The organism is Flavobacterium pedocola (assembly GCF_053764385.1).
The window spans coordinates 143,072-165,138 of record NZ_JBSNCR010000002.1; the positions used below are offsets into that span (position 1 = coordinate 143,072).

Below are 22,067 nucleotides of genomic sequence, written 5' to 3' on the forward strand. Positions count from 1 at the left end.
TTTTTTATTACATTCTATATCTTTAAAATTACGCTTTACCAGCCGCAATCAAATTTAAAGCAGAACCAGCCACAAACCAGCCAATCTGACCGGCGTTGTAGGTATGGTTCGCCATGATGATATCTTTTGAACCGTCGGCGTGAACAAATTCCAGGGTTAACGGTTTACCCGGCGCAAATTCAGTCAAGTCTAAGAAGTTGATGGTATCATCTTCCTGAATTTTATCGTAATCCGCTTCGTTAGCAAAGGTCAAGGCCAACATCCCTTGTTTTTTAAGGTTGGTTTCATGGATACGGGCGAAGGATTTCACCAATACCGCTTTCACACCTAAGAAACGTGGTTCCATAGCCGCATGCTCACGAGAAGAACCCTCACCGTAATTGTGATCTCCCACAACGACAGACGGAACTCCAGCCGCTTTATACGCTCTTTGAACCGCAGGAACTTCTGCATATTCACCAGTCAATTGATTTTTAACCGAATTTGCTTTTCCGTTGAAAGCATTTTCTGCACCGATTAACATATTATTGGAAATGTTATCCAAATGGCCACGGAAACGTAACCAAGGGCCCGCCATTGAAATATGGTCAGTCGTACATTTACCGAATGCTTTGATTAACAATTTTGCTCCTGTTATATTTTTACCGTCCCAAGCATCGAAAGGCGCCAGCAACTGTAAACGATCCGATGTTGGAGAAACCACCACTTGTACAGATGAACCATCTGCAGCGGGAGCTTGAAATCCTGCATCTTCCACATCAAAACCTTTGGTTGGTAATTCATCTCCTTTGGGCGCCTGTAATCTTACTTCTTCCCCTTTATCATTCAACAAGGTGTCCGTAATTGGATTGAAATCCAAACGCCCTGAAATTGCTAACGCCGCTACCATTTCCGGTGAGGTTACAAAAGCGTGGGTATTTGGGTTACCGTCCGCTCTCTTAGAGAAGTTACGGTTGAACGAGTGAACGATAGTATTTTTTTCCTGTTTGTCTGCCCCATCCCGATCCCATTGTCCGATACAGGGTCCGCAGGCATTGGTAAACACTTTAGTCCCAAGTTTCTCGAAAGTAGCAATGATACCGTCTCTCTCGATAGTGTAACGGATTTGTTCCGAGCCCGGGTTGATTCCGAATTCCGCTTTTGGCGTGATGCCGTGTGCCACCGCTTGTTCTACGATGGAAGCTGCTCTGGACATATCCTCATAAGAAGAGTTCGTACAAGAACCGATTAGTCCCCACTCTACTTTGATGGGCCATCCGTTTGCGGCTGCTTCTGCTTTCATTTTAGAAACCGGAGTGCCTCGGTCCGGAGTGAAAGGCCCGTTGATGTGGGGTTCTAATTCAGATAAGTTAATTTCAATCAATTGGTCGAAATATTGCGCCGGATCAGCATAGACTTCCTTATCCGCAGTTAAGTAAGATGCCACTTTATCCGCTGCATCTACTACATCCTGACGACCGGTAGCGGTTAAATACCTTCTCATGGAATCGTCATAACCAAAAGTAGAAGTTGTCGCTCCGATTTCCGCCCCCATGTTACAGATCGTTCCTTTTCCGGTACAGGACATCGATTCCGCGCCTGCTCCGAAATATTCAACAATAGCACCTGTTCCACCTTTTACGGTAAGAATATCAGCCACTTTTAAGATCACGTCTTTTGGAGCGGTCCAACCGTTTAATTTCCCGGTCAATTTAACGCCGATAAGTTTCGGGAATTTCAACTCCCAGGACATTCCGGACATTACGTCTACCGCATCGGCACCTCCGACACCTATAGCCAACATTCCTAAACCTCCTGCATTTACTGTATGCGAATCCGTACCGATCATCATACCGCCAGGGAAAGCATAATTCTCTAATACAATCTGGTGAATAATCCCTGAACCCGGTTTCCAGAATCCGATACCGTATTTGTTTGACACCGAAGAAAGGAAATCGAAAACCTCTTTTGATTGTGTATTGGCAACGGCCAAATCGGTTTTGGCACCAACTTTCGCCTGGATTAAGTGGTCACAATGTACGGTTGTCGGGACAGCAGCTTTATTTTTACCGGCATGCATGAACTGCAATAAGGCCATCTGCGCTGTTGCATCCTGACACGCTACTCTGTCCGGAGCGAAATCCACATAATCTTTACCTCTTGTAAACGCTTGTGACGGCGTTCCTTCCCAAAGGTGGGAATACAAAATCTTTTCTGACAGTGTAAGCGGACGGCCAACCAATTCACGTGCTTTGTCCACGCGGGAAGCCATGCTGGCATACACTTTTTCAATCATTTCTATATCAAATGCCATAGTAGTTAAATAATTATGTTGTTATTCCTTTTTAATCCTACAATTTACAAAAAATAGAGCAGCTATAATAAAAAAAGCCTAAGTTTTCAACTTAGGCTTTTGAATTACGATTGGATATTCTTTCAATTATTTCACCAACAACTTATGAGAAGGTGCGAACTTAGTCAGATTAATACCTTCTACCGCTGCAGTATATTCCTCCATGGTTGGAGTTCTACCCAAAATGGTAGACAATACCACAACCGGTGTAGAGGAAAGCAATGATTCTCCTTTTTTCTCAGTTGAATCTTCTACAACCCTTCCCTGGAAAAGACGGGTTGAAGTCGCCATTACAGTATCTCCTTTTGCTGCTTTTTCCTGGTTACCCATACAAAGGTTACATCCCGGACGCTCTAAATACAACATGTTTTCGTATTCCGTACGTGCTGCACCTTTAGGAGCATTATCATCAAATTCGAAACCAGAGTATTTCTGTAAAACTTCCCAGTCACCTTCCGCTTTTAATTCGTCAACGATGTTGTATGTTGGAGGAGCAACTACTAAAGGCGCGTTAAACTTAACTTCACCTTTTTGAGCTTCCACGTTTTTCAACATTTGCGCAAGGATCTTCATATCGCCTTTGTGCACCATACAAGACCCAATAAAACCAAGATCTACTTTTTTCGTTCCTCCGTAGAAAGAAAGCGGTCGGATAGTATCGTGTGTATAGCGTTTTGAAACGTCTGCATTATTTACATCCGGATCTGCAATCATTGGTTCTGCGATTTGATCTAAATCCACCACAACTTCTGCGTAATATTTAGCATTTGCATCTGGAGTTAAAGCCGGTTTTTCACCTGATCTGATCTCCTCGATTCTCTTATTCGCTTTATTGATCAATCCCTGAAGAACATGTTTAGCGTTATCCATCCCTTTATCAATCATGATCTGGATTCTGCCTTTCGCGATTTCTAAGGATTCGATCAAAGTATCATCTTCCGAAATACAGATAGACGCTTTTGCTTTCATTTCCGCAGTCCAGTCTGTAAATGTGAAAGCCTGATCCGCCGTAAGGGTTCCGATGTGTACCTCGATAATTCTACCTTGGAATACATTCTCACCACCAAACTGCTTCAACATCTGAGACTGTGTAGCGTGCACCACATCACGGAAGTCCATATACCCTTTCATGTCTCCTTTGAAGGTAACTTTCACGGATTCCGGAATTGGCATGGAAGCTTCGCCCGTAGCCAAAGCAAGCGCAACCGTTCCTGAGTCTGCTCCGAAAGCAACCCCTTTGGACATTCTGGTATGCGAGTCACCACCGATGATGATGGCCCACTCATCAATAGTAATATCGTTAAGCACTTTGTGGATTACATCGGTCATTGCGTGGTAAACTCCTTTCGGGTCACGAGCCGTGATCAGACCGAAGTCGTTCATGAATTGCATCAGTTTCGGGATATTTGCCTGCGCTTTTTTATCCCAAACCGAAGCGGTGTGGCAACCCGATTGGTAAGCACCGTCAACGATTGGCGAAATTACCGTTGCCGCCATCGATTCTAATTCCTGAGCCGTCATCAATCCTGTAGTATCCTGAGAACCTACAATATTTACTTCTACACGAACATCAGAACCTGCATGTAGTGCTTTTTTAGAAAGAGTTCCTACAGCATTTCTATTGAAGATTTTCTCAACAGCCGTAAGACCTTGCCCTTCAATTGAAACCTCTTTTGAAGGTGCATAAACCAACGGCGCTTCAATTCGTAAAGTTTTGGCAGCAAAGGTTTGAATTTTTTTTCCGAAAACGATTGCGTAGGAACCACCTGCTTTGATGAATTCCATTTTTTGAGGCGTAAATGCCTTAGCAATATCAATCAGTTCTTTATCGCCGTTGTATAATTTCTTTGTTTTTGTATTGATGGTAAGTACCGTTCCTGTTGCTACAGAATAAGCTTCTTCTAAAACAGGATCGCCACTTTCATTACGAACTAATTCACCAGAAGCATCTGTCTTTTTTACCCAGTTTTTCAAATCTAAACCAATACCACCGGTAACATCAACCGTCGTAAGGAAGATTGGAGAAATACCGTTTGTTCCTGCAACAATCGGAGCAAAGTTCACAAAAGGAACATACGGACTGGCTTGTTTACCGGTCCAAAGTGCTACGTTGTTCACCCCTGACATACGAGAGGAACCTACACCCATTGTACCTTTTTCTGCAATTAGCATCACGGATTTATCAGGATGTTGCGCCTGCAAAGCTTTGATTTCGTCCTGAGCCTGAGGCGTAATCATACATTTTCCATGCAATTCACGGTCAGAACGTGAGTGCGCCTGGTTTCCGGGTGAAAGTAAATCGGTTGAGATATCTCCTTCTCCTGCAATAAAAGTCACCACTTTGATTTCTTCCGCTACTTCAGGAAGTTTCGTAAAGAATTCTGCTTTAGCATAACTTTCTAATATGTTTTTTGCTACAGCATTACCATTTTCATAAGCAACTTTTAAACGATCCATATCAGCATCGTATAAGAATACTTGTGTTTTTAAAACCTCAGCAGCACTGTTAGCGATAGCCGCATCATTTCCTAAAGCCAAATCAAGCAATACTTCAATAGAAGGACCACCTTTCATGTGGGATAATAATTCGAAAGCAAAAGCAGGCGTGATTTCACTCACCACTGCTTCTCCAAGAACAATCTCTTTTAAGAATTTTGCCTTAACACCAGCAGCCGGAGTAGTTCCAGGCAATGTGTTGTAAATAAAAAACTTAAGAGAATCTTCGCGATTCGGATTATTCTGATCTTTAATCTGTGCAATAATCTCACTTAGTAATTCCGCACCGTCAATAGGTTTAGGATGAAGCCCCTGCCCTTTTCTTTCTTCGATTTCTTTGATATAATCGCTATAAATATTCATTGCAATAGTATTTGAAAAAGTTATGTTATTACTGGTTTATTTTAAAAAGTTGCACAAATCTAATCATTCTTAAGTGAATTAAAAAATATTTAGCATTTCATTAATTTCAAAAGAATATTATTTATAAAGATTCTATTTTAATGAATTTATCTCATCAAAACACAGGAATTAGCTAATTTTTTTACGATTTCTTAATTTTTGAAAAATATTTTGTCGATTTCGAAAAAAACGCGTTTCAAAACTAACAATTTGGCAGTTTTCTAATATCTGTCGCGCAAATCCATAATCGGTTTTTCGTAATAACGATACAACAAATAAGAAACAAAAAGTGTTAAAAAAAGATAGGCAATTATCAATAAAAAAGTCGGCAACTGTAACCCGGTCCAATCCATAAGAAATTTAAACACAGCGCTCATAATACAATAATGCACCAGATAAGCCGCATAAGACACCTTGCTCAAAAAAGTAATAAAGCGCCCAATAAGATTGTCCGAAGTGGTCCAGAACACAAAAAAAGGAATCGCAAACGCAAAGGTTAAGGAAGACAGGGTAAAGTAAAACACATGCAGGTAAACCGGACTGGTAAGAAGATCCACTCCCATAAGGTTCAGTACTATAAACTGCAACAGAAACAGATGTACCGAAACTATTAAAAGATACACGGCAATGCGTTTTAAAAAATCTTTGTAATAATAGTACGACCAAGCCACCAAAAACCCTATCACGATAGCATCAATCCTCAGCAGGACGATGGATTTAAAATCGGCATTCCAGACCACCATGTCCGAGGTCTGATGCTCCAGAAAATAAACGTAGCGCAACAAATGCGACAAGACGACCACCGTTAGACAAACCAACAGAAAACCAAGTTTCATCTTTTTCCCGAACAGCCTCCATCCCAAAAATATCAATGGCGGCAGCAGCAGATACGTCCATTCTTCTACGGACAAACTCCACGATTCCGGGAAGATTGTAATACGGCTTGCATTGAAATTCTGAAGAAAAAAGAAATAGCGCCACAACCCTTCTTTGGAATACCCCATCAAAAACGCAATAAGCACATTAAGCAGCAAGGCCAGATAATACAGCGGAAGGGTTCGAAACCATCGGCGTTTAAAAAAAGTAAAAAGGTCTGAAAACTGAACATTTTCCTTTAGAAACAGCTTCAAAAGAATGGTCCCGATCAGAAAACCACTCAATACGAAGAAAAGTTCCACACCGGCATAACCGAACAATCCGCTAAAAGAAATCAACAGCGGATCCTGACTCCCAATCACGTAATAAAGATGCGAAAACAATACAAAAGAAATAGCCGTAGCCCTTACGAAATCAAGCCCGAATATTCGGGTTGTTTTTTGGTTTTCTCCTCTCATTTATAGTACATTTGTTTGGAATACAGTCTGCTATGCTTAATCGCTCAAATATATACAAATATTTACTCTTTACTTTTATCCTTTCCAGTCTTTTTGGAACGCTGGTATATTGCAATCTGTCGAACAGACATCAGGCGATTATCAAAACGTTCGTTTATCAGAAAACCGGTTTGGTGGACAAAAACTGGCTGGTGGAAAACGATGCGCAGGTCTACAAAATGCTTTCCCCTACTTTCGTGATCGACGGCATCTACAAATCCATGGAAGGCCCGAAAGCATCACGCTATATCCAATTGGAAAACTCTGATCGCTTGTTATGGATTACCGGTTTCAGCGTAAAGGCTTTTGATTCTAAAACCGATAAGCCGCTTTCCAACGATTTCATCTGTCATATGAATGTTGACATTAATGATGTTCAGTATTACGAACAATGGGATTTACAAGACCGAATCGGAAAACAATACCCGAGAATGACTTCGCTTTCGCACGGACTGGAAGCTTTTGACTTCCCAAAAGGCTACGGTGTTCCGGTAATTGGTAAAGATTTTCTTTTTGTGACCACGCAAACGCTTAACCATAATCTGCCTAACATTTATCAGAAAGTAAAACACGAAATAAATGTCAAGTATCAGCAGTACGACCGCTCTCAAAAACCACTGATGAGTAAAACGGTTTATATCCAGCTGCCGTTTAACAAAAACAATCCGTTTAAAGAACCGCTAGATCCGGCCAGCAATCAATGTATTCCTGTGGAAACTAAAAATCATACGTATTGCGATAAAGCAGGAAACATGTTATCCGGACATTGGGTAATTCCGAAAGGCATTAAAACCTATCGCAGTTCAATTGACGAACAACTTCAGATTAAAGACAGCCTGCGTCTGCATTTTTCTGCCCCGCACGTGCACCCGTTTGCGACTTCCATCAGTGTATTTGACAAAACTGAAAACAAGACGGTTTTCACCTGCGACATCACCAATTACAAAAACAAAATCGGTTTACAGAAAATCGAAACTTTTAGTTCTGAACATGGAGTTTGGTTTTACGGCAACCACCAATACGAACTGGTCATGACCTGCAACAATACTTCTGAAATCGATCAGGACATGATGGGCAGTATGTTCCTTTTCTTCTACGATGCCGAGTTAGATAACAAACTGCAGAAATAAAAAATGCTACCTAAAAGGTAGCATTTTAACCAACAAAAAAAAATCAAACTGCCATTTATCTATGGCATTTCCTTCTTAACAACCGCAATGGATTCCACATAAGTTGTTTTAGGCGTCCCGATATAGTTCACAACTCTATTTCCTACAGGCGTGCTTTGTTTTGTTATCGTAATATCATTTCTTTCAACAGATTTCTTCAGATTGGCTCCAACGACAGGCTTTGACATTTTCACCACAACAGCAGCTATTGGTGTATTCGATTTCGCGGACACTTTTTCCTGACTGTATCCAATAGCGGCTATTAATAAAAGTGACAAATAAATTATTATTCTCATCATCAATACATTTACTATTAATAAAATGCCGTAAAAGAAAACGGAATGGAATACCCTCCGGCAATATCAGCTCCGGAAACATTTGTTACGGTAACATAAAATTCTCCGTTAGCAACAGAAACCGATTCAATCTTAAAATCATCTGCTGCCGCTACAGTCCCGTTTGTAATAGACACAGTAACAGAACTGCTCGTTCTACAATCGGGGTCGGTGATGGTATAAACCCTTGTTGCACCATTAACCCAATCCGTAGCCGAAGCAAATGCTCCAAAATATTTAGCAATTACACTTGTAGCAGCTGTATTTTGAAATGAAAACGGAGACCAAATTGTTTCTCGTCCTGAATTAACCGAAGTGGTAATAGGGATTTGACCAAATAAAGGGTTTGTCCCTCTACTAACCGGAAGATAATAATCATCACCACCCGCAAAACCGATAGATACATTTCCAAAAAAGCGAGCTGCATATCTATTGTTAGTTGCAGTAGTTCCAGGCACACTTGAATAAATACCCGTTATAGGCTGAGTTGTTCCTGGCGTACCACCAGCTACTACCGCTACACCAGTTTTCGAACCAGCTCCTGCTCCTGTAGAAGTAATATCAATATATTCCCCATATGAAGAAGCGGTTAACGTATTGTTTATAGTTGTATAAACTCCATAATTGGAGCCAGATTCTTTATTGGTTAAACTATTGTACACACCATACTGAGATGCATTATAACTTGCTCCAACTGCACCCGTAAATTTAAAATCGTTATACAAACCATAAGCAGGTGCCCCACCTTGTGCACTGGAAAAAGTATTTTTGGTTCCATATAAAGGGGAACTTCCAAAACTGGAAGTGGTAAAATTGCTCTCCATACCTGTACAACCCGGAGCGCCTGTTCCTGCAAATAAATTATACACTCCCGTTTTTGAACAAGCTAAAAAACCAGACCCATTAGTTGTATCAAATTTATTGTACGTTCCATAATAAAAACCTGTTGCATTTGGACTTGACAAATCATTATATACACCAGTCCTTGTATGAACCCATGGAGAAGAAGCATGTGAAGCCGACCCCAATAAACTATTTTTTAAACCAATTATATTAGTAGGATTTGCATTTGTTGGAGTTACAGTCACATTGGTATTTGTACTTATTAAACTTGCCTCTACATTTGTAGCAGATGGAATTGTATAAGTAACATTAACTACTTTGCTTTTAGCAGCAGCAGTTTCTAAAATATCCACTTTAGAAACAGAAGCCGTATTTTTCCCTACAGATATATTACCCGTATGGAACATGTCATCTGTAATAGCTGTTGGTGTAGCTGTAGTTCCTGTTTTATACCAATCTGCATCTACAACACCTAAAGTAGACAGGTTTTTCCAGGTATTTGAAACACCATCATAATGGTAAAAACCTACAGCCGTAATATTCACTGCGGTTCCGGTTGCGGTTCCGGTAACCACTTCATTTACATAAATAATGGTAGCCGTAGGAACTGCAGTCATGGACTGAGCTCTTTGTCTGGTAACTCTGGGAATAAGAATACCATCTACACCGGTGGTCGCTCCTGCAGGATTTGCGGCAACAATATCCAGCGTTGCACCTGGGGCTGTTGTCCCGATTCCCACCTGTGCATAGGATTGAAAACCAAATAAAACTAAAGACAAAATAAATATCTTTTTCATAACGTAGTATTAATTTATTTACGGGCCGAAAGTATTGAAGAATTGAATACGCCGCCGATATCAAGCGACTACAAAAGGGTATACAAGAAGCTGTATCGACCTAAAAAAGCGCTGTAAATAACAGGGTTAAGCAATAATTGTAATAATTTTGCAGTATACAAGACATTTCAATTAAGATGAATTTAAAAAACATCATTTTACCTGTTTGCTTTATCCTTTTGTTGTTTTCCTGTAAACAATCAGAAGAAAAAAACAGTGTTTCTAAAAATGAAACAACTTCTGAAATTAGTGAAATTGACGCTTTTCAAAACAGGCTGTATTCTCTTTATGAAAAAAAGAATTTTAAGTCGCTAAAAAAAGAACTTAGTACCTATAACCAAACAGCTCCAGAATCTGAAGTAAAAACTGGAATTTACAATTTGTACTCCGGCTGCATTTTTGAAAAGGATTCTAAAATGGATTCTGCGCAAATCTATTATGAAAAAGCCATTGTCAATCTTAACAACAAGGGTTTAAACAGAGAGTTGTTTTTAGCACTAGCCCAAAATGCTGAAGCCAATTCGTATTTGGGCAAATTCGACAAAGCCATTTCATTACGTTATAAAGCCCTTTCATTATTGGAAAAATCTACAATTTTAGATAAAGAAAAAAAACATTATGATCAAATTGGAAGACTCGCTGTTGATTTATATCTGTCAAAAAATTTTAAAACCGCAAATTCAGTAATAAACAATGCCTTACAAAACAGCTCCAAAATAAAAGACATTGAAAGCATTTCATTCTTAGAATCGTCTAAATCATCAATGTTGTTTTATGAAAAAAAATATGATGAATCTATTGAATTATCAAAACATGCATTGGCTATAAAAGTCCAATTAAAAGATACGATAGGCCAAATAGATGACAACAATAACATTGCAATAGCGTATATGGGAAAAGCCAATTGGAAAGAGGCACAGGTTTTCCTGGAAAAAGCACAATCCATTTATGAAACTACCGGTAAAAAGAATGACATACCTGCTATTTTACTAAATATCAGTCGCTGTTTACAAGAACAGGGAAAAATAGATTTAGCCATTGAAAAAACAAATTTAGCTTTACAAATAGCGCATAAAAACAAGCAAATTGAGGAATCGAGGATTGCTTTAATGAAGTTATCAGAATTGTACAACTTAAAAAACATCCCGAATAAAGCATTCGATTACTATAAAAAATCCATCAAAACAAAAGACACTATTTATAATCTTGAAAAAGAAAAAACAATACAGGAATTAGCCACTAAATATGAAACCAAACAAAAAGAAGAAAAGATTGTTTCCTTGCAGAAAGACAAAAAACTGGCCAATCAGCAAAAAATAATATACCTGACTTTTATTGTTTTTTTACTCGTTATCGGTAGTGGTTCGTTTGCTTATTTTCATTTCAGAAATAAGAAAAACAAAGAACTGTTGGAAACGAACCAAAGGCTGTATGAATCCAAATTAAAATTAAACCAAACCGAATTAGAATATTTCACCCACAACCTGATAAACAAATCCAAACTGATTGATGAAATGGAAGAACGATTAAACCTTTTTTCCACCAATCATGCTGAAGCAGAGGAGTCTTTAAAAATCGCCCAACTAACACAAATGCGAATTTTGACCAATACGGACTGGCTTACTTTTAAAGAACATTTCGAAAAAGTACACAAAGGCTATATCCCTTCAATCAAAAAAAAATACAGCAACCTCACTCCTGCTGAATTAAGGACCTTATTACTTATCAAATTAAACATGGAATCCGATGAAATTGCAGCCGTTTTGGGAATTTCACTTGCCAGCGTCAAAACAGCACGCTACCGATTGAAGAAAAAACTGGGCCTTTCAGAAGAAGAAGATTTAATCTCCTTCGTACAAAACATTGCTTTTTAATACACTTAAAAAATAAAGTAAGAAAAATTAGGTGGGAATGAAAAATTAAATAACTTTGTAATTCAAAGTACTTTTAATGTTAATCATAATTTTTATGGATCACCGCTTTGCCTTACTAAAAACCTACACTGAAAAAACAGGGGTCACAATCAGTATTGTCGTAACTATTTTCAGTATAACCATGCTTGCCGTTTCGCTACTGGGAATAGAATTCAAGAATGATGTTCTGGAATCGATTTGCTTTTTAAGCTTGATTATTGAATTCGTTTACGGAGTAACCCTGTCGTTTAAAATTTTAAGAAACAGAACAAAGTACCTTCATTTAATTCCTTTTCTGTTCCTGAACTGGTTTATCGGCTGTTTCTGCACCAATATCTTCATCAATATTTTTGAAAATTTACCCATTTGGGTATATGTTGCGACCTTTGCGTTCTGCCTCTCAAACTTCTTCATCTACACCACTCACAAAGACAGGCTTCTCACACCGATTTCCTATTTCATCAATGGTGTTTCCTTCCTGTTGATTGTCTATTACATGACTTACCTGCTTCCTTACGGGCCAATATCATTTATAGGGATTATGGCTTTAGGTTTGGGATTCTACGGTTTAGTACCAGCTATCGTATTTGTGTGCCACACGATTACCCTTGTAAAAGTCACGTTCCTGTCCCGAAAAAACCTTATTTGGTTTGGCGCCGGTGTCTCAGTAATTGTATTGAGCCAGATTCTCTTCGCCATGCAACTCGACAGAGAAAGCAAGAAGATGAGTGAAAACATGATCACCAAATCATTTGATAACAACAACGACCTTCCAGCCTATATAACGGTATCCCAAAATCTTAAACCTAATTTCTTCAACGAAATATTACTCAAAAAAGGCTTAGTCTATGTCGATGCAGACAACTTCTTCGAATTCAGAGGCTTTGACTCCTTTGGCACGAAACAATACAATGAAAGAAAAACACACAACCCTTTTATAAACATAGCTTATTCCTTAACCGACAACCTTGCTTTAAGTGAAGATGACCGGATAAACATCCTAAAATCAAATTTCGACAAACGCCTTGAAACCGAAGAACAGTTATGGAGCGGCAGGGATTTGGTTACCAAAAACATAAAAGAAGATGTAAAAATATACGCCGACGAAAGGTTAGCCTATACCGAAATCACCATGGATATTATCTGTGAGAAAGATTCCTGGGGCGACAAAGAAGCCATCTACTCTTTTCAACTTCCGGAAGGCTCCGTGGCCACATCGCTCTCGTTATGGGTAAACGGCATAGAGCGCAAAGGGGTTTTGACCACAAAAGAAAAAGCAAAAAAAGCATACGATCAAGTTGTTGGTGTTGAAGCTCGGGACCCCTCTTTAATGCAATGGAAAGAAGGTAACAAAGTGGTGGTAAGAGTATTTCCGATCAGCAAAGACCTGCCAAGAACTTTTAAATGCGGTTTCACCACACCTTTAAGCGTCAACAACACCGAAATGAAATACCAAAGCCTCAATATTAAAGGGCCGAACATTTCTAATGCCGAAACCATCTCCAGAATCCAGGTAGTGGGCAACCAAAAATTCGAAGCCGACAAAGAATTCGAAGTAAAGAACAACTATTATATCAACGAATCTGAAGGCCTTGACAAATGGGAAGCCGTGCTGCCTTTAAAAAACACCGGTTCCACAAAATCCTTTGCCTGGAAAAACCATATTTATGAAGTTAAGCCGATTGAAAAGGCCACGGTTTCATTTGTGCCATCGGAAATCATTTTGGACATCACCAGCACTTGGACTGAAGAAGACATAAAAGCCTTTGCAACTAAAAACAAAACCAAATACTATGTTTTCATCAACAACGAGAAACAGGAAATAAACACTGAAAATCCCGAGAACATCCTACCGCAATTTGAGAACCTGCACTATTCCCTGCTTCCGTTATACCAACTAAAGGAAAACAGTCTGATTGTGACCAAATGCGGAACATTTTCGGCCAATTTTGAAGAATTGGAAACCTCCGACTATCTTAAAAAAATAAAATCCGGCACTAAACAAAAGAACATCAGGGTAATCAATATTTCAGAAGAAATCAATCCTTACTGGCAAACCGTAAAAGAACAAAAGTATGTGGATTTCATCCAGACCGATTTGAAAAACTGCCTGAAACTTATCGAGCAAAATCAGTTTATCACTTTAAAGAAGGCAGAGAACCGTATCAACATAGAACCTGCTGACATTGCCATCGAAGAAAATTCAAAAACAGACGAAAAAGGCAGTAATGGTTCAAACCATCTTTACAGAATGTATGCTTTTGGAAAAGTTCTGGACGAACAGATAGCCATTCAATCGGACTCATTGGCCAACAACAAATACGTTTCTTTAGCAACAGATGCCAACATCGTAACACCGATTTCATCACTTATCGTACTGGAAACCGATGCCGATTATGAAAAGAACGGTATTGAGAAAAATGTAAACACTTTGGGAAATGCTTCCATAAACAATGATGGGGCCGTTCCTGAACCTCATGAATGGGCGATGATCGTAATTACCTTAACTGTTGCGTTTTTCTATTACAAAAAACACAAAAAACAAACTTCATAAATGAATTTCCTTACTGAAAATAAAAATACTGTTGCTGTACTGACCTTTATTTGCCTTATGGCACTGAACGGCAGCAGTATTGCCTTTGGCCTCGAAAACGATTTTTTCGGAGTCCTTTTTTCAGTAGGATTATTTGTTATCGGCGGAAGAGCAACCACTTTCAAAATCAGCTACCTGCTCCTTTTTTTAATTGTCCTTTTTGAATTCATAAGCTATCGGCTGCATACCAAATCCCTGCATTTTCTGTCACTGACTTTGCTGGTCTGCTTGCTGTATTATTACTTCACGGGAAAATTTTCGTTCATAGCGCTTATCTGTATTTTATTGTTTTCGTCACTGTTCAATAAGTTTTTTGAACATTTAACGACAGAAATCAAACAGACCTTGTGTTATGCGGTTTTCACAACCTTAAAAAACTTCATGCCGATTGACCGCATTGAAGGTGTAAACTTTTACCTTAACAATTCTAAAATCACCATTGACACCGCTTGCATGGGATTATCGATGTTCAAAACCGGATTATTAACAGGAGCTCTGTTACTCACTTTAGAAGAAAAAAAACAACGCCTCTATTTCGGAATACTGCAAATCACGGCATTCTGCACCCTCATCATACTGCTGAATATCATTTCGAATTATTTCAGGATTATGACTTTGGTGCTATTGAATTGCACAAAAGAAAACCTACTGCATCATACCGTAGGCTTGTTCTGTTTCGTGTTGTACCAGGTGATCCCGATGTTGTTTTTAATACGATATTTCAAACCCAAACTAAAAGAAACTGTCCCTGCAGCTATCACATCAAAACTATTTCCACTAACTGCTGCTTTTGGCATTGTATTGCTCACAAGCCTGGAAATGAGAAAAGAAAAAAACGACGACATCCTCAGCAATCTGGATCCTAAATACGACACCACGAAAGGCGTTTGGGTGAATAAAGAGGTTTTTAAAATTGCTACCCCTGAGAAACTCATTTACATCAAAACCCCGTCGCATAAACCCTTAATATGCTGGACCGGTGCCGGCTATACAATTACCGAGTCCAAAGAAATAGCTGTTGGTAATGAAAAAATATGGGTAGCCAAAATGGAGAAAAATTCCGTTGCGTATTATTCGTATTGGTGGTATGAATGTGGCCGTAAAAAATACACTTCATTCCTTGAAGTAATGTTCATGAAACTCGTTTACAACGAACCGATAAGGCTCTTGAATGAAACGGGCAGAGTATAATATTATTAAAAGAAAAGGCTCATAATTATGAGCCTTTTTATTTAAAACAATTTCTTAATAATCATTTCTTCTGAAATACCTTCCGCATCCGCTTTGTAGTTTTTGATGATACGGTGACGAAGGATACCCGTTGCAACCGCCTGAACATCTTCAATATCCGGTGAAAACTTTCCGTTTAAGGCCGCATGGGTTTTAGCGGCTAAAATCAGGTTCTGAGAGGCACGCGGTCCTGCTCCCCAATCCAGGTAATTCTTTATAAAATCTGTTGCCAAAGCATTATCAGGACGGGTTTTCGACACCAAAGTCACAGCGTATTCAATCACGTTATCCGCCACAGGGATTCTTCGTATCAAATGCTGAAAATCGATAATTTCCTGAGCCGTAAAAAGGGCGTTGATCGTTACATCATTATCGGTCGTAGTGGATTTCACCACCTGAACTTCTTCGGCAAAACTCGGATAATCCAGTTTCACGGCAAACATAAAACGGTCCAATTGCGCTTCCGGCAACGGATAGGTTCCTTCCTGCTCAATAGGGTTTTGTGTTGCTAAAACGAAAAACGGCAAATCCAGTTTGTAGTGCTGGCCGGCAATCGTTACCGCTTTCTCCTGCATGGCTTCCAAAAGGGCAGCCTGAGTTTTCGGAGGCGTACGGTTAATCTCGTCTGCCAGGATAATGTTGGAGAAAATCGGTCCTTTGATAAATTTAAAGTTGCGGCTTTCGTCCAGAATTTCACTTCCTAAAATATCAGACGGCATCAAATCCGGAGTAAACTGAATCCGTTTGAAATCCAATCCCAAAGCTTGCGAAATCGTATTAACCATAAGGGTCTTGGCCAAGCCGGGAACCCCTACAAGCAAAGCATGTCCTCCGGAAAAAATACTCAATACGATCTGATTGACCACGTCATCCTGACCCACAATGATTTTAGCAATTTCCGCCTTAAGGGCTTTTTGTTTTTCAACCAGATTCTGAATTGCAGTTACGTCTGACATCTTCTTAAAAGTTATGAGTTTAGCGTTAATGAATTATGAGTTAAACAACTTGTCCCTCATAACTTATAATGCATAATTTACAGTTATTTTTTCAACCAGTTATTGGTGAAGGTGCAATCTTTGTATTCTCCGTTGATTTTGATATACGTCTCTTTGATTTTTTCTTCGGTCCATTTACCGATCGCTTTGATCTGTTTTTCTTTCAAAGCCAATTCTTTGATCTTAATATAATCGGTAGCAAAGTCAGCCGTGTGGGCATCAAAACGATTGGTTACGGTAATCAGCTTATAATGCTTGCTTCCGTTTTGCTCCTGATCGATCAAAGGCAACGAAACTTCTTTATCCTTCAGCTCCGAAACCTGGCTGTACAAAGCCGGATCCATCTTGGTCAACTCAAAACGGGTTTCCATCGTTCTCGGATTCATTAAAACCCCTCCGTTGTTACGCGTTTCTTTTTCATCTGAAAACTGCTTAGCAGCTTCTGCAAATGTAATCTCCCCGTCAACAATACGTTTGCGGATCGTTTCAATTTTTGTTTTCGCTTCGGCAAGCGCTTCTTTGGTCACTTTTGGTGCGATCAGAATGTGACGCACATCCAATTCCTGTCCGCGGATTTTTTCCAGGTAAATGATATGATAACCAAATTCGGTTTCAAACGGTTCGGAAATCTCACCTTCCTGCAAACTGAAAGCGGTTTCCTTAAACTCTTTAACTAAACCTGCTTTTTTGGTCACTTTAATATAACCACCGGAAGCCCCGGAAGCTCTGTCTTCTGAATAGATAACGGCACGCGTTGAAAAACTTGCTCCTTCCAGCACTTCTTTCTTAATCTCTCTCAAGCGATCAATCGCTTTTTGCTTTTCCGCCTGGGAAATAGCCGGTTTTACCACAATTTGAGCCACTTCCATTTCAGCGCCGAATTCCGGAAGGTCTTCTTTAGGAATAGCTTTAAAAAAGGTACGTACTTCTTCAGGCGTCACTTCTACACCGTCAACAATTTTTCGTTGCATTTGGGAAGCCAGTTTATTCATTTTGATCACATCAAAAAAGTACGTTTTGAATTCCTCCACATTCTTTTTATTGTAAAACTTCACTACCTTTTCAATGGAACCTACCTGCTCCACCATATCGTCAATCTGATTGTTCATGTATTCGTTTACTTCCGAATCTGTAACTACAATACTGTCCTGAATGGCCTGGTGCGCATACAAACGATCTTCCATCAACTTTCCGATCATCTCACATCTGGTGATACTTCCGGTTGGCATTCCCTGCGCCTGAAGTTCAACAAAGGTTTTATCGATATCAGAATCCAAAACCACATAATCCCCAATTACCGCTACAACACCATCTAACTTCTTTTTGGAATTAGGCTGCGCATAAGCAGCATTCAAAAAAGCAATCGTAATTCCAAAAATCAGGGCAATCTTATTAATCGTAAATTTCATTATTTCATTTTTATAGCCGAAGCCGTTCTTTATTCTCTATTTCGTCTGCAACAATTCTTCTTTAACCTTGGCAAAATTCTGCTCGTTTACTTTTACGGAAAATTCTTTTTTCAGTTCGTTAACCCAATTCTGTTCAAGATATTGTTGGTAATCGTTAATCACTCTTCCTCTGGCCTCATCTAATGTTTTGGTCGCCCTTGGAAGTTTATCGTTAATCTGGGTCACAAAATAATAATTCCCTTCTTTTACGATGTCGGTTACGCCTTTATTCAGGTTTTTGTGTTTTGGTAAAGCATCGCCGTCAAGCTCATAAATCCCTGATTTCACCATGATTTCCACCGCATCTTTGGTATTCAGCTTTTCTTTGATGAAATCGATTGATTTTTTACTCTTCAGATATGCCTGTGCTTTTTTCACTACATCTTCTTTGGTAGACGAAAAAATATTGGCCTGAACTCTGTCTTTCCACTGATAATTCGCTTTGTTGGTTTCGTAGAATTGACGAAGCCCCAATGTATCGGTTTTCGCTTTTTGCCAAATCTCTCTTTCCATTAAGTCGAATAACAACAACCCGTCGCGGTACTCGTCCATTACATTGGAAAAATCCGGAAATTCTTTTTCAAGATTATCGTTATAATAATTAGCTAACGACTCTTCCACAAATTTCGTGTACAAATGATCCACCAATTTTGCAACCGGTTTGATTTTGATATTATTTTTTTGCTGGGAATTGATATAACTGATGAAAGCCGTAGCATTAATGTTTTTATCGTTATTCACCGTTAACAACTTAATATTGAAATCTTTCATATTTGTTGGAAGATCCCACTCCTGTGTATAATACTTATCCGTGATCAACGCTTTAACCGAAGCAAAAACTTTATCATCACGTTTTACCGGATACTTCTTGCTTAATTTTTCGTTTAAAGAAGCATTGATTCGTTTGGAACGATCATCTTTTCTAATTTTAGAATCAAATTCAGATTCCACTTCCTCGATTGGTTTAACCGGGTGTTTCTCGATCAGTTTTACGATATGCCAACCGAATTCCGTTTTAAAAGGTTCCGAAATCTGACCGTTGTCCTTTAATGAAAAAGCAACATTTTCGAAGGCTTCAGAGCTTAACTCCCCTGAACCGAAACGTTGCAACTGACCGCCTTTACCGGCCGATGATTTATCTTGAGAAAACTGTTGGGCCAAACTTTCGAAACTCTCACCTTGCTTCAGCTTTTTGTAGACCTCTTCAATGGTGGTTTTTGCTGTTTCCGCTTCTGCCGGATTCTCTCCTTTCAAAGTCATGATATGCGCCACACTAACCTGTCCTCTGTTAGCACGGATATCATTCACTTTTACCAAATGATACCCAAAACGGGTTCTTACCGGCATTGAAATTTGACCTTTAGCCGTTTTGTACGCCGCGCTTTCAAAAGGATACACCATTCGGAACACTGAAAACCAGCCTAAATTTCCTTTATTATCTTTAGCAGACGGATCCTGTGAATATTTCAGGGCTGCTTCTTCAAAATTTTCTCCGCCTAAAATCTTTTTACGCACATCCAAAGCCTGATTGTAAACCTTTAAGGTATCAGCAGGTGCGGCATTTTCATCCACAGTAAACAAAATATGGGAGCCGTTAATTTCCTTTAAGGAACGCTCATAGGCTTCCTGAATCAGCTCTTTGGTAACCTTGGTATCCGTAGTGTAATTTCTGGACAACTGGGTACGATAGGAACGCAATTCATTCTGATAGGCCACATTATTCTGCAGACCTAACCTATTGGCTTTGTTCACTTTTAACTTGTATCCGATAAAAAGCTGTAAGTACTGATTCAGATCTTTTTGGGAATCGTCTTTTACCAGATCGAGGTTCTTTTTGTAAACCCTCGCAAACTCATCTGTATAGTACGGTTTGTCGTCGATTGTAAATAAAACTTTCGAATTTGAGTTCGGTATCTGACTGTGTACGGTAAATCCAACTAATAAGGCTAATAACAGCTTAATGTTTTTCATTGATTCCTGAATTTTTTGCAATTCACAAATGTAGTAATTAGGCGATAAATACAAAATTATTAACAAGAGTTTTAGATATTTATAAACGAAATAGGATTTTTAAGCCAATCCATTACACATTCAAGGCAATTATTCATGTTTAATTATTGTTTTAGACACCAAAAACAGGTTTCTAAGGTTACTACTTTATAACATCTTACGTAAAGATTTCATAAAACAATTATTATAAGTACTTTTGCCCCCACAAAATTTTGTCTGATGAGTTTTCAAAAAGAGATACAGCGAAGAAGAACCTTCGGGATTATTTCCCACCCCGATGCCGGTAAAACAACCCTTACTGAAAAACTGCTTTTATTTGGTGGTGCGATTCAGGAGGCCGGAGCCGTAAAAAGCAATAAAATCAAAAAAGGAGCCACTTCCGATTTCATGGAAATTGAGCGCCAGAGAGGGATCTCGGTAGCCACTTCCGTATTGGCTTTTAACTACAAAGACAAAAAAATCAACATTCTGGACACTCCGGGTCACAAGGATTTTGCCGAAGACACCTTCCGTACCTTAACCGCCGTTGACAGCGTAATCGTAGTAATCGACGTTGCAAAAGGGGTTGAGGAACAGACTGAGAAATTGGTGGAAGTTTGCCGCATGCGCAACATCCCGATGATTGTTTTCATCAACAAATTAGACCGTGAAGGAAAAGACGCTTTCGATTTGATGGACGAAGTCGAAAAGAAACTGAAACTTCATGTAACCCCGTTAAGTTTCCCTATCGGTATGGGGTATGATTTCCAGGGGATTTACAACATTTGGGAGAAAAACATCAACCTTTTTGAAGGAGACAGCCGTAAAAATATTGAAGAAACCATCGCGTTCGACAATGTAAACAATCCGGAACTGGAAAAAATCATCGGAGAAAAACCGGCCAACAAACTTCGTGAAGAACTGGAATTGGTAGACGAAGTGTATCCGAAGTTCGACCGTGACGAATACCTGAACGGACATTTACAGCCGGTATTCTTCGGTTCGGCTTTAAATAATTTTGGTGTACGTGAATTACTGGACTGTTTCATTGAAATCGCTCCTACGCCACGACCAAAAGATTCCGACACCCGTGAAGTAAAACCGGACGAAAATAAATTCTCAGGATTTGTCTTTAAAATCCACGCCAACATGGACCCGAAGCACCGTGACCGTCTGGCTTTCATAAAAATCGTTTCCGGAACTTTCGAAAGAAACAAACCTTATTTGCACGTGCGTCATGGAAAAAATTTAAAATTTTCCAGCCCGAATGCTTTCTTTGCCGAGAAAAAAGAGATCGTTGATATTTCGTATCCCGGTGATATTGTCGGGTTACACGATACCGGAAATTTCAAAATCGGTGATACGCTGACAGAAGGCGAAGTGATGAATTTCAAAGGAATCCCGAGCTTCTCTCCGGAGCATTTCCGTTACATCAACAATGCCGATCCGATGAAAGCCAAGCAATTGGAAAAAGGTATCGATCAGTTAATGGACGAAGGTGTGGCACAGTTGTTTACTTTGGAAATGAACAACCGTAAAGTAATCGGAACCGTTGGAGCATTACAGTATGAAGTTATCCAATACCGTTTGGAGCACGAATACGGTGCAAAATGTTCTTATGAGAACTTCCCGGCGTTTAAAGCGTGTTGGGTAAAACCGGAAGACCCTAAAAACGAGGAATTTTCAGAATTTAAGCGCATCAAACAGAAATTCCTTGCCACAGACAAATACGGACAGATGGTTTTTCTTGCCGATTCAGATTTTTCCATTCAGATGACGCAGAGCAAATACCCAAGTGTAAAATTGCTTTTCACATCGGAATTTGAATAATTAACATTTTGAAAATCAAAACCATAACAAGAATTTATATATTTACAGCCCAAATCGTATACAGCATGAAATCGAACCTAATAAAACTTTACCTTTTCAGCTTTCTGTTCCTATCGGATTTTGTTGCTTTCGCACAGCCCGGTACCGATGACGGAGGCGGAGGACTGGAAGACGATGATCCGCCGACAGCACCAATCAATAGCAAACTGATCTGGCTGGGATTGTTTGGGATTTTATTCGCTTTCAACTATTTCAGAAACCGTAAAAAAGAAAACGCATAATA

14 protein-coding genes are annotated in these 22,067 nt (G+C 39.4%); 6 read left to right on the forward strand and 8 right to left on the reverse strand.

Going from position 1 to position 22,067, the window contains the following annotated elements:
• Nucleotides 1-28: 28 nt before the first annotated feature.
• From ACWPKD_RS04735 to ACWPKD_RS04745, 3 genes are all read right to left on the reverse strand, one after another.
• Entirely contained in the window at nt 29-2,293 is a 2,265-nt protein-coding gene (locus ACWPKD_RS04735) for an aconitate hydratase (protein WP_455411535.1), read from the reverse strand.
• A gap of 126 nt (nt 2,294-2,419) precedes the next feature.
• Complete coding sequence (locus tag ACWPKD_RS04740) at nt 2,420-5,191, reverse strand: bifunctional aconitate hydratase 2/2-methylisocitrate dehydratase (RefSeq protein ID WP_455411536.1); 2,772 nt, start codon at nt 5,189-5,191, stop codon at nt 2,420-2,422.
• A gap of 260 nt (nt 5,192-5,451) precedes the next feature.
• Entirely contained in the window at nt 5,452-6,564 is a 1,113-nt protein-coding gene (locus tag ACWPKD_RS04745; RefSeq protein WP_455411537.1) for an acyltransferase family protein, read from the reverse strand.
• A gap of 32 nt (nt 6,565-6,596) precedes the next feature.
• Between ACWPKD_RS04745 and ACWPKD_RS04750 the strand changes: the two genes are divergently transcribed.
• Nucleotides 6,597-7,733: a hypothetical protein gene (locus ACWPKD_RS04750; RefSeq protein ID WP_455411538.1), complete on the forward strand. Its 1,137-nt coding sequence runs from the start codon at nt 6,597-6,599 to the stop codon at nt 7,731-7,733.
• A gap of 59 nt (nt 7,734-7,792) precedes the next feature.
• Here the strand turns inward: ACWPKD_RS04750 and ACWPKD_RS04755 are convergent, their stop codons facing one another.
• Entirely contained in the window at nt 7,793-8,068 is a 276-nt protein-coding gene (locus tag ACWPKD_RS04755) for a hypothetical protein (protein ID WP_455411539.1), read from the reverse strand.
• A gap of 17 nt (nt 8,069-8,085) precedes the next feature.
• Nucleotides 8,086-9,747: a hypothetical protein gene (locus tag ACWPKD_RS04760; RefSeq protein ID WP_455411540.1), complete on the reverse strand. Its 1,662-nt coding sequence runs from the start codon at nt 9,745-9,747 to the stop codon at nt 8,086-8,088.
• 455 nt (nt 9,748-10,202) lie between these two features.
• Between ACWPKD_RS04760 and ACWPKD_RS04765 the strand changes: the two genes are divergently transcribed.
• From ACWPKD_RS04765 to xrtN, 3 genes are all read left to right on the forward strand, one after another.
• Nucleotides 10,203-11,660 (forward strand): hypothetical protein, encoded by a 1,458-nt coding sequence (locus tag ACWPKD_RS04765; protein ID WP_455411541.1) that lies wholly within the window; start codon nt 10,203-10,205, stop codon nt 11,658-11,660.
• Between the two features lie 76 nt (nt 11,661-11,736).
• Nucleotides 11,737-14,253: an XrtN system VIT domain-containing protein gene (locus ACWPKD_RS04770; protein ID WP_455411542.1), complete on the forward strand. Its 2,517-nt coding sequence runs from the start codon at nt 11,737-11,739 to the stop codon at nt 14,251-14,253.
• Entirely contained in the window at nt 14,254-15,483 is a 1,230-nt protein-coding gene (xrtN, locus tag ACWPKD_RS04775; RefSeq protein WP_455411543.1) for an exosortase N, read from the forward strand.
• Between the two features lie 41 nt (nt 15,484-15,524).
• Here xrtN and ACWPKD_RS04780 read toward each other — a convergent pair whose 3' ends face one another.
• The 3 genes from ACWPKD_RS04780 to ACWPKD_RS04790 form a co-directional block, all read right to left on the reverse strand.
• Nucleotides 15,525-16,478 carry an AAA family ATPase gene (locus ACWPKD_RS04780; RefSeq protein WP_455411544.1) on the reverse strand — a complete coding sequence of 318 codons (954 nt, stop codon included), beginning with the start codon at nt 16,476-16,478 and terminating at the stop codon, nt 15,525-15,527.
• A gap of 83 nt (nt 16,479-16,561) precedes the next feature.
• Nucleotides 16,562-17,926 (reverse strand): peptidylprolyl isomerase, encoded by a 1,365-nt coding sequence (locus ACWPKD_RS04785; RefSeq protein WP_455411545.1) that lies wholly within the window; start codon nt 17,924-17,926, stop codon nt 16,562-16,564.
• A gap of 36 nt (nt 17,927-17,962) precedes the next feature.
• Nucleotides 17,963-19,936 carry a peptidylprolyl isomerase gene (locus ACWPKD_RS04790; RefSeq protein ID WP_455411546.1) on the reverse strand — a complete coding sequence of 658 codons (1,974 nt, stop codon included), beginning with the start codon at nt 19,934-19,936 and terminating at the stop codon, nt 17,963-17,965.
• 258 nt (nt 19,937-20,194) lie between these two features.
• Here ACWPKD_RS04790 and ACWPKD_RS04795 point away from each other — a divergent pair, with 258 nt between their 5' ends.
• Both ACWPKD_RS04795 and ACWPKD_RS04800 read left to right on the forward strand, forming a co-directional pair.
• Nucleotides 20,195-21,784: a peptide chain release factor 3 gene (locus tag ACWPKD_RS04795; RefSeq protein WP_455411547.1), complete on the forward strand. Its 1,590-nt coding sequence runs from the start codon at nt 20,195-20,197 to the stop codon at nt 21,782-21,784.
• A 65-nt stretch (nt 21,785-21,849) separates the two neighbouring features.
• Nucleotides 21,850-22,065: a hypothetical protein gene (locus ACWPKD_RS04800; RefSeq protein WP_455411548.1), complete on the forward strand. Its 216-nt coding sequence runs from the start codon at nt 21,850-21,852 to the stop codon at nt 22,063-22,065.
• Nucleotides 22,066-22,067: the final 2 nt, after the last annotated feature.

Coding starts and splice junctions, on each gene's coding strand:
- xrtN (WP_455411543.1), top strand. CDS start 14,254: ATGAATTTCCTTACTGAAAATAAAAATACTGTTGCTGTACTGACCTTT.
- ACWPKD_RS04770 (WP_455411542.1), top strand. CDS start 11,737: ATGTTAATCATAATTTTTATGGATCACCGCTTTGCCTTACTAAAAACC.
- ACWPKD_RS04800 (WP_455411548.1), top strand. CDS start 21,850: ATGAAATCGAACCTAATAAAACTTTACCTTTTCAGCTTTCTGTTCCTA.
- ACWPKD_RS04750 (WP_455411538.1), top strand. CDS start 6,597: ATGCTTAATCGCTCAAATATATACAAATATTTACTCTTTACTTTTATC.
- ACWPKD_RS04795 (WP_455411547.1), top strand. CDS start 20,195: ATGAGTTTTCAAAAAGAGATACAGCGAAGAAGAACCTTCGGGATTATT.
- ACWPKD_RS04790 (WP_455411546.1), bottom strand. CDS start 19,936: ATGAAAAACATTAAGCTGTTATTAGCCTTATTAGTTGGATTTACCGTA.
- ACWPKD_RS04760 (WP_455411540.1), bottom strand. CDS start 9,747: ATGAAAAAGATATTTATTTTGTCTTTAGTTTTATTTGGTTTTCAATCC.
- ACWPKD_RS04765 (WP_455411541.1), top strand. CDS start 10,203: ATGGATTCTGCGCAAATCTATTATGAAAAAGCCATTGTCAATCTTAAC.
- ACWPKD_RS04780 (WP_455411544.1), bottom strand. CDS start 16,478: ATGTCAGACGTAACTGCAATTCAGAATCTGGTTGAAAAACAAAAAGCC.
- ACWPKD_RS04745 (WP_455411537.1), bottom strand. CDS start 6,564: ATGAGAGGAGAAAACCAAAAAACAACCCGAATATTCGGGCTTGATTTC.
- ACWPKD_RS04755 (WP_455411539.1), bottom strand. CDS start 8,068: ATGAGAATAATAATTTATTTGTCACTTTTATTAATAGCCGCTATTGGA.
- ACWPKD_RS04785 (WP_455411545.1), bottom strand. CDS start 17,926: ATGAAATTTACGATTAATAAGATTGCCCTGATTTTTGGAATTACGATT.
- ACWPKD_RS04740 (WP_455411536.1), bottom strand. CDS start 5,191: ATGAATATTTATAGCGATTATATCAAAGAAATCGAAGAAAGAAAAGGG.
- ACWPKD_RS04735 (WP_455411535.1), bottom strand. CDS start 2,293: ATGGCATTTGATATAGAAATGATTGAAAAAGTGTATGCCAGCATGGCT.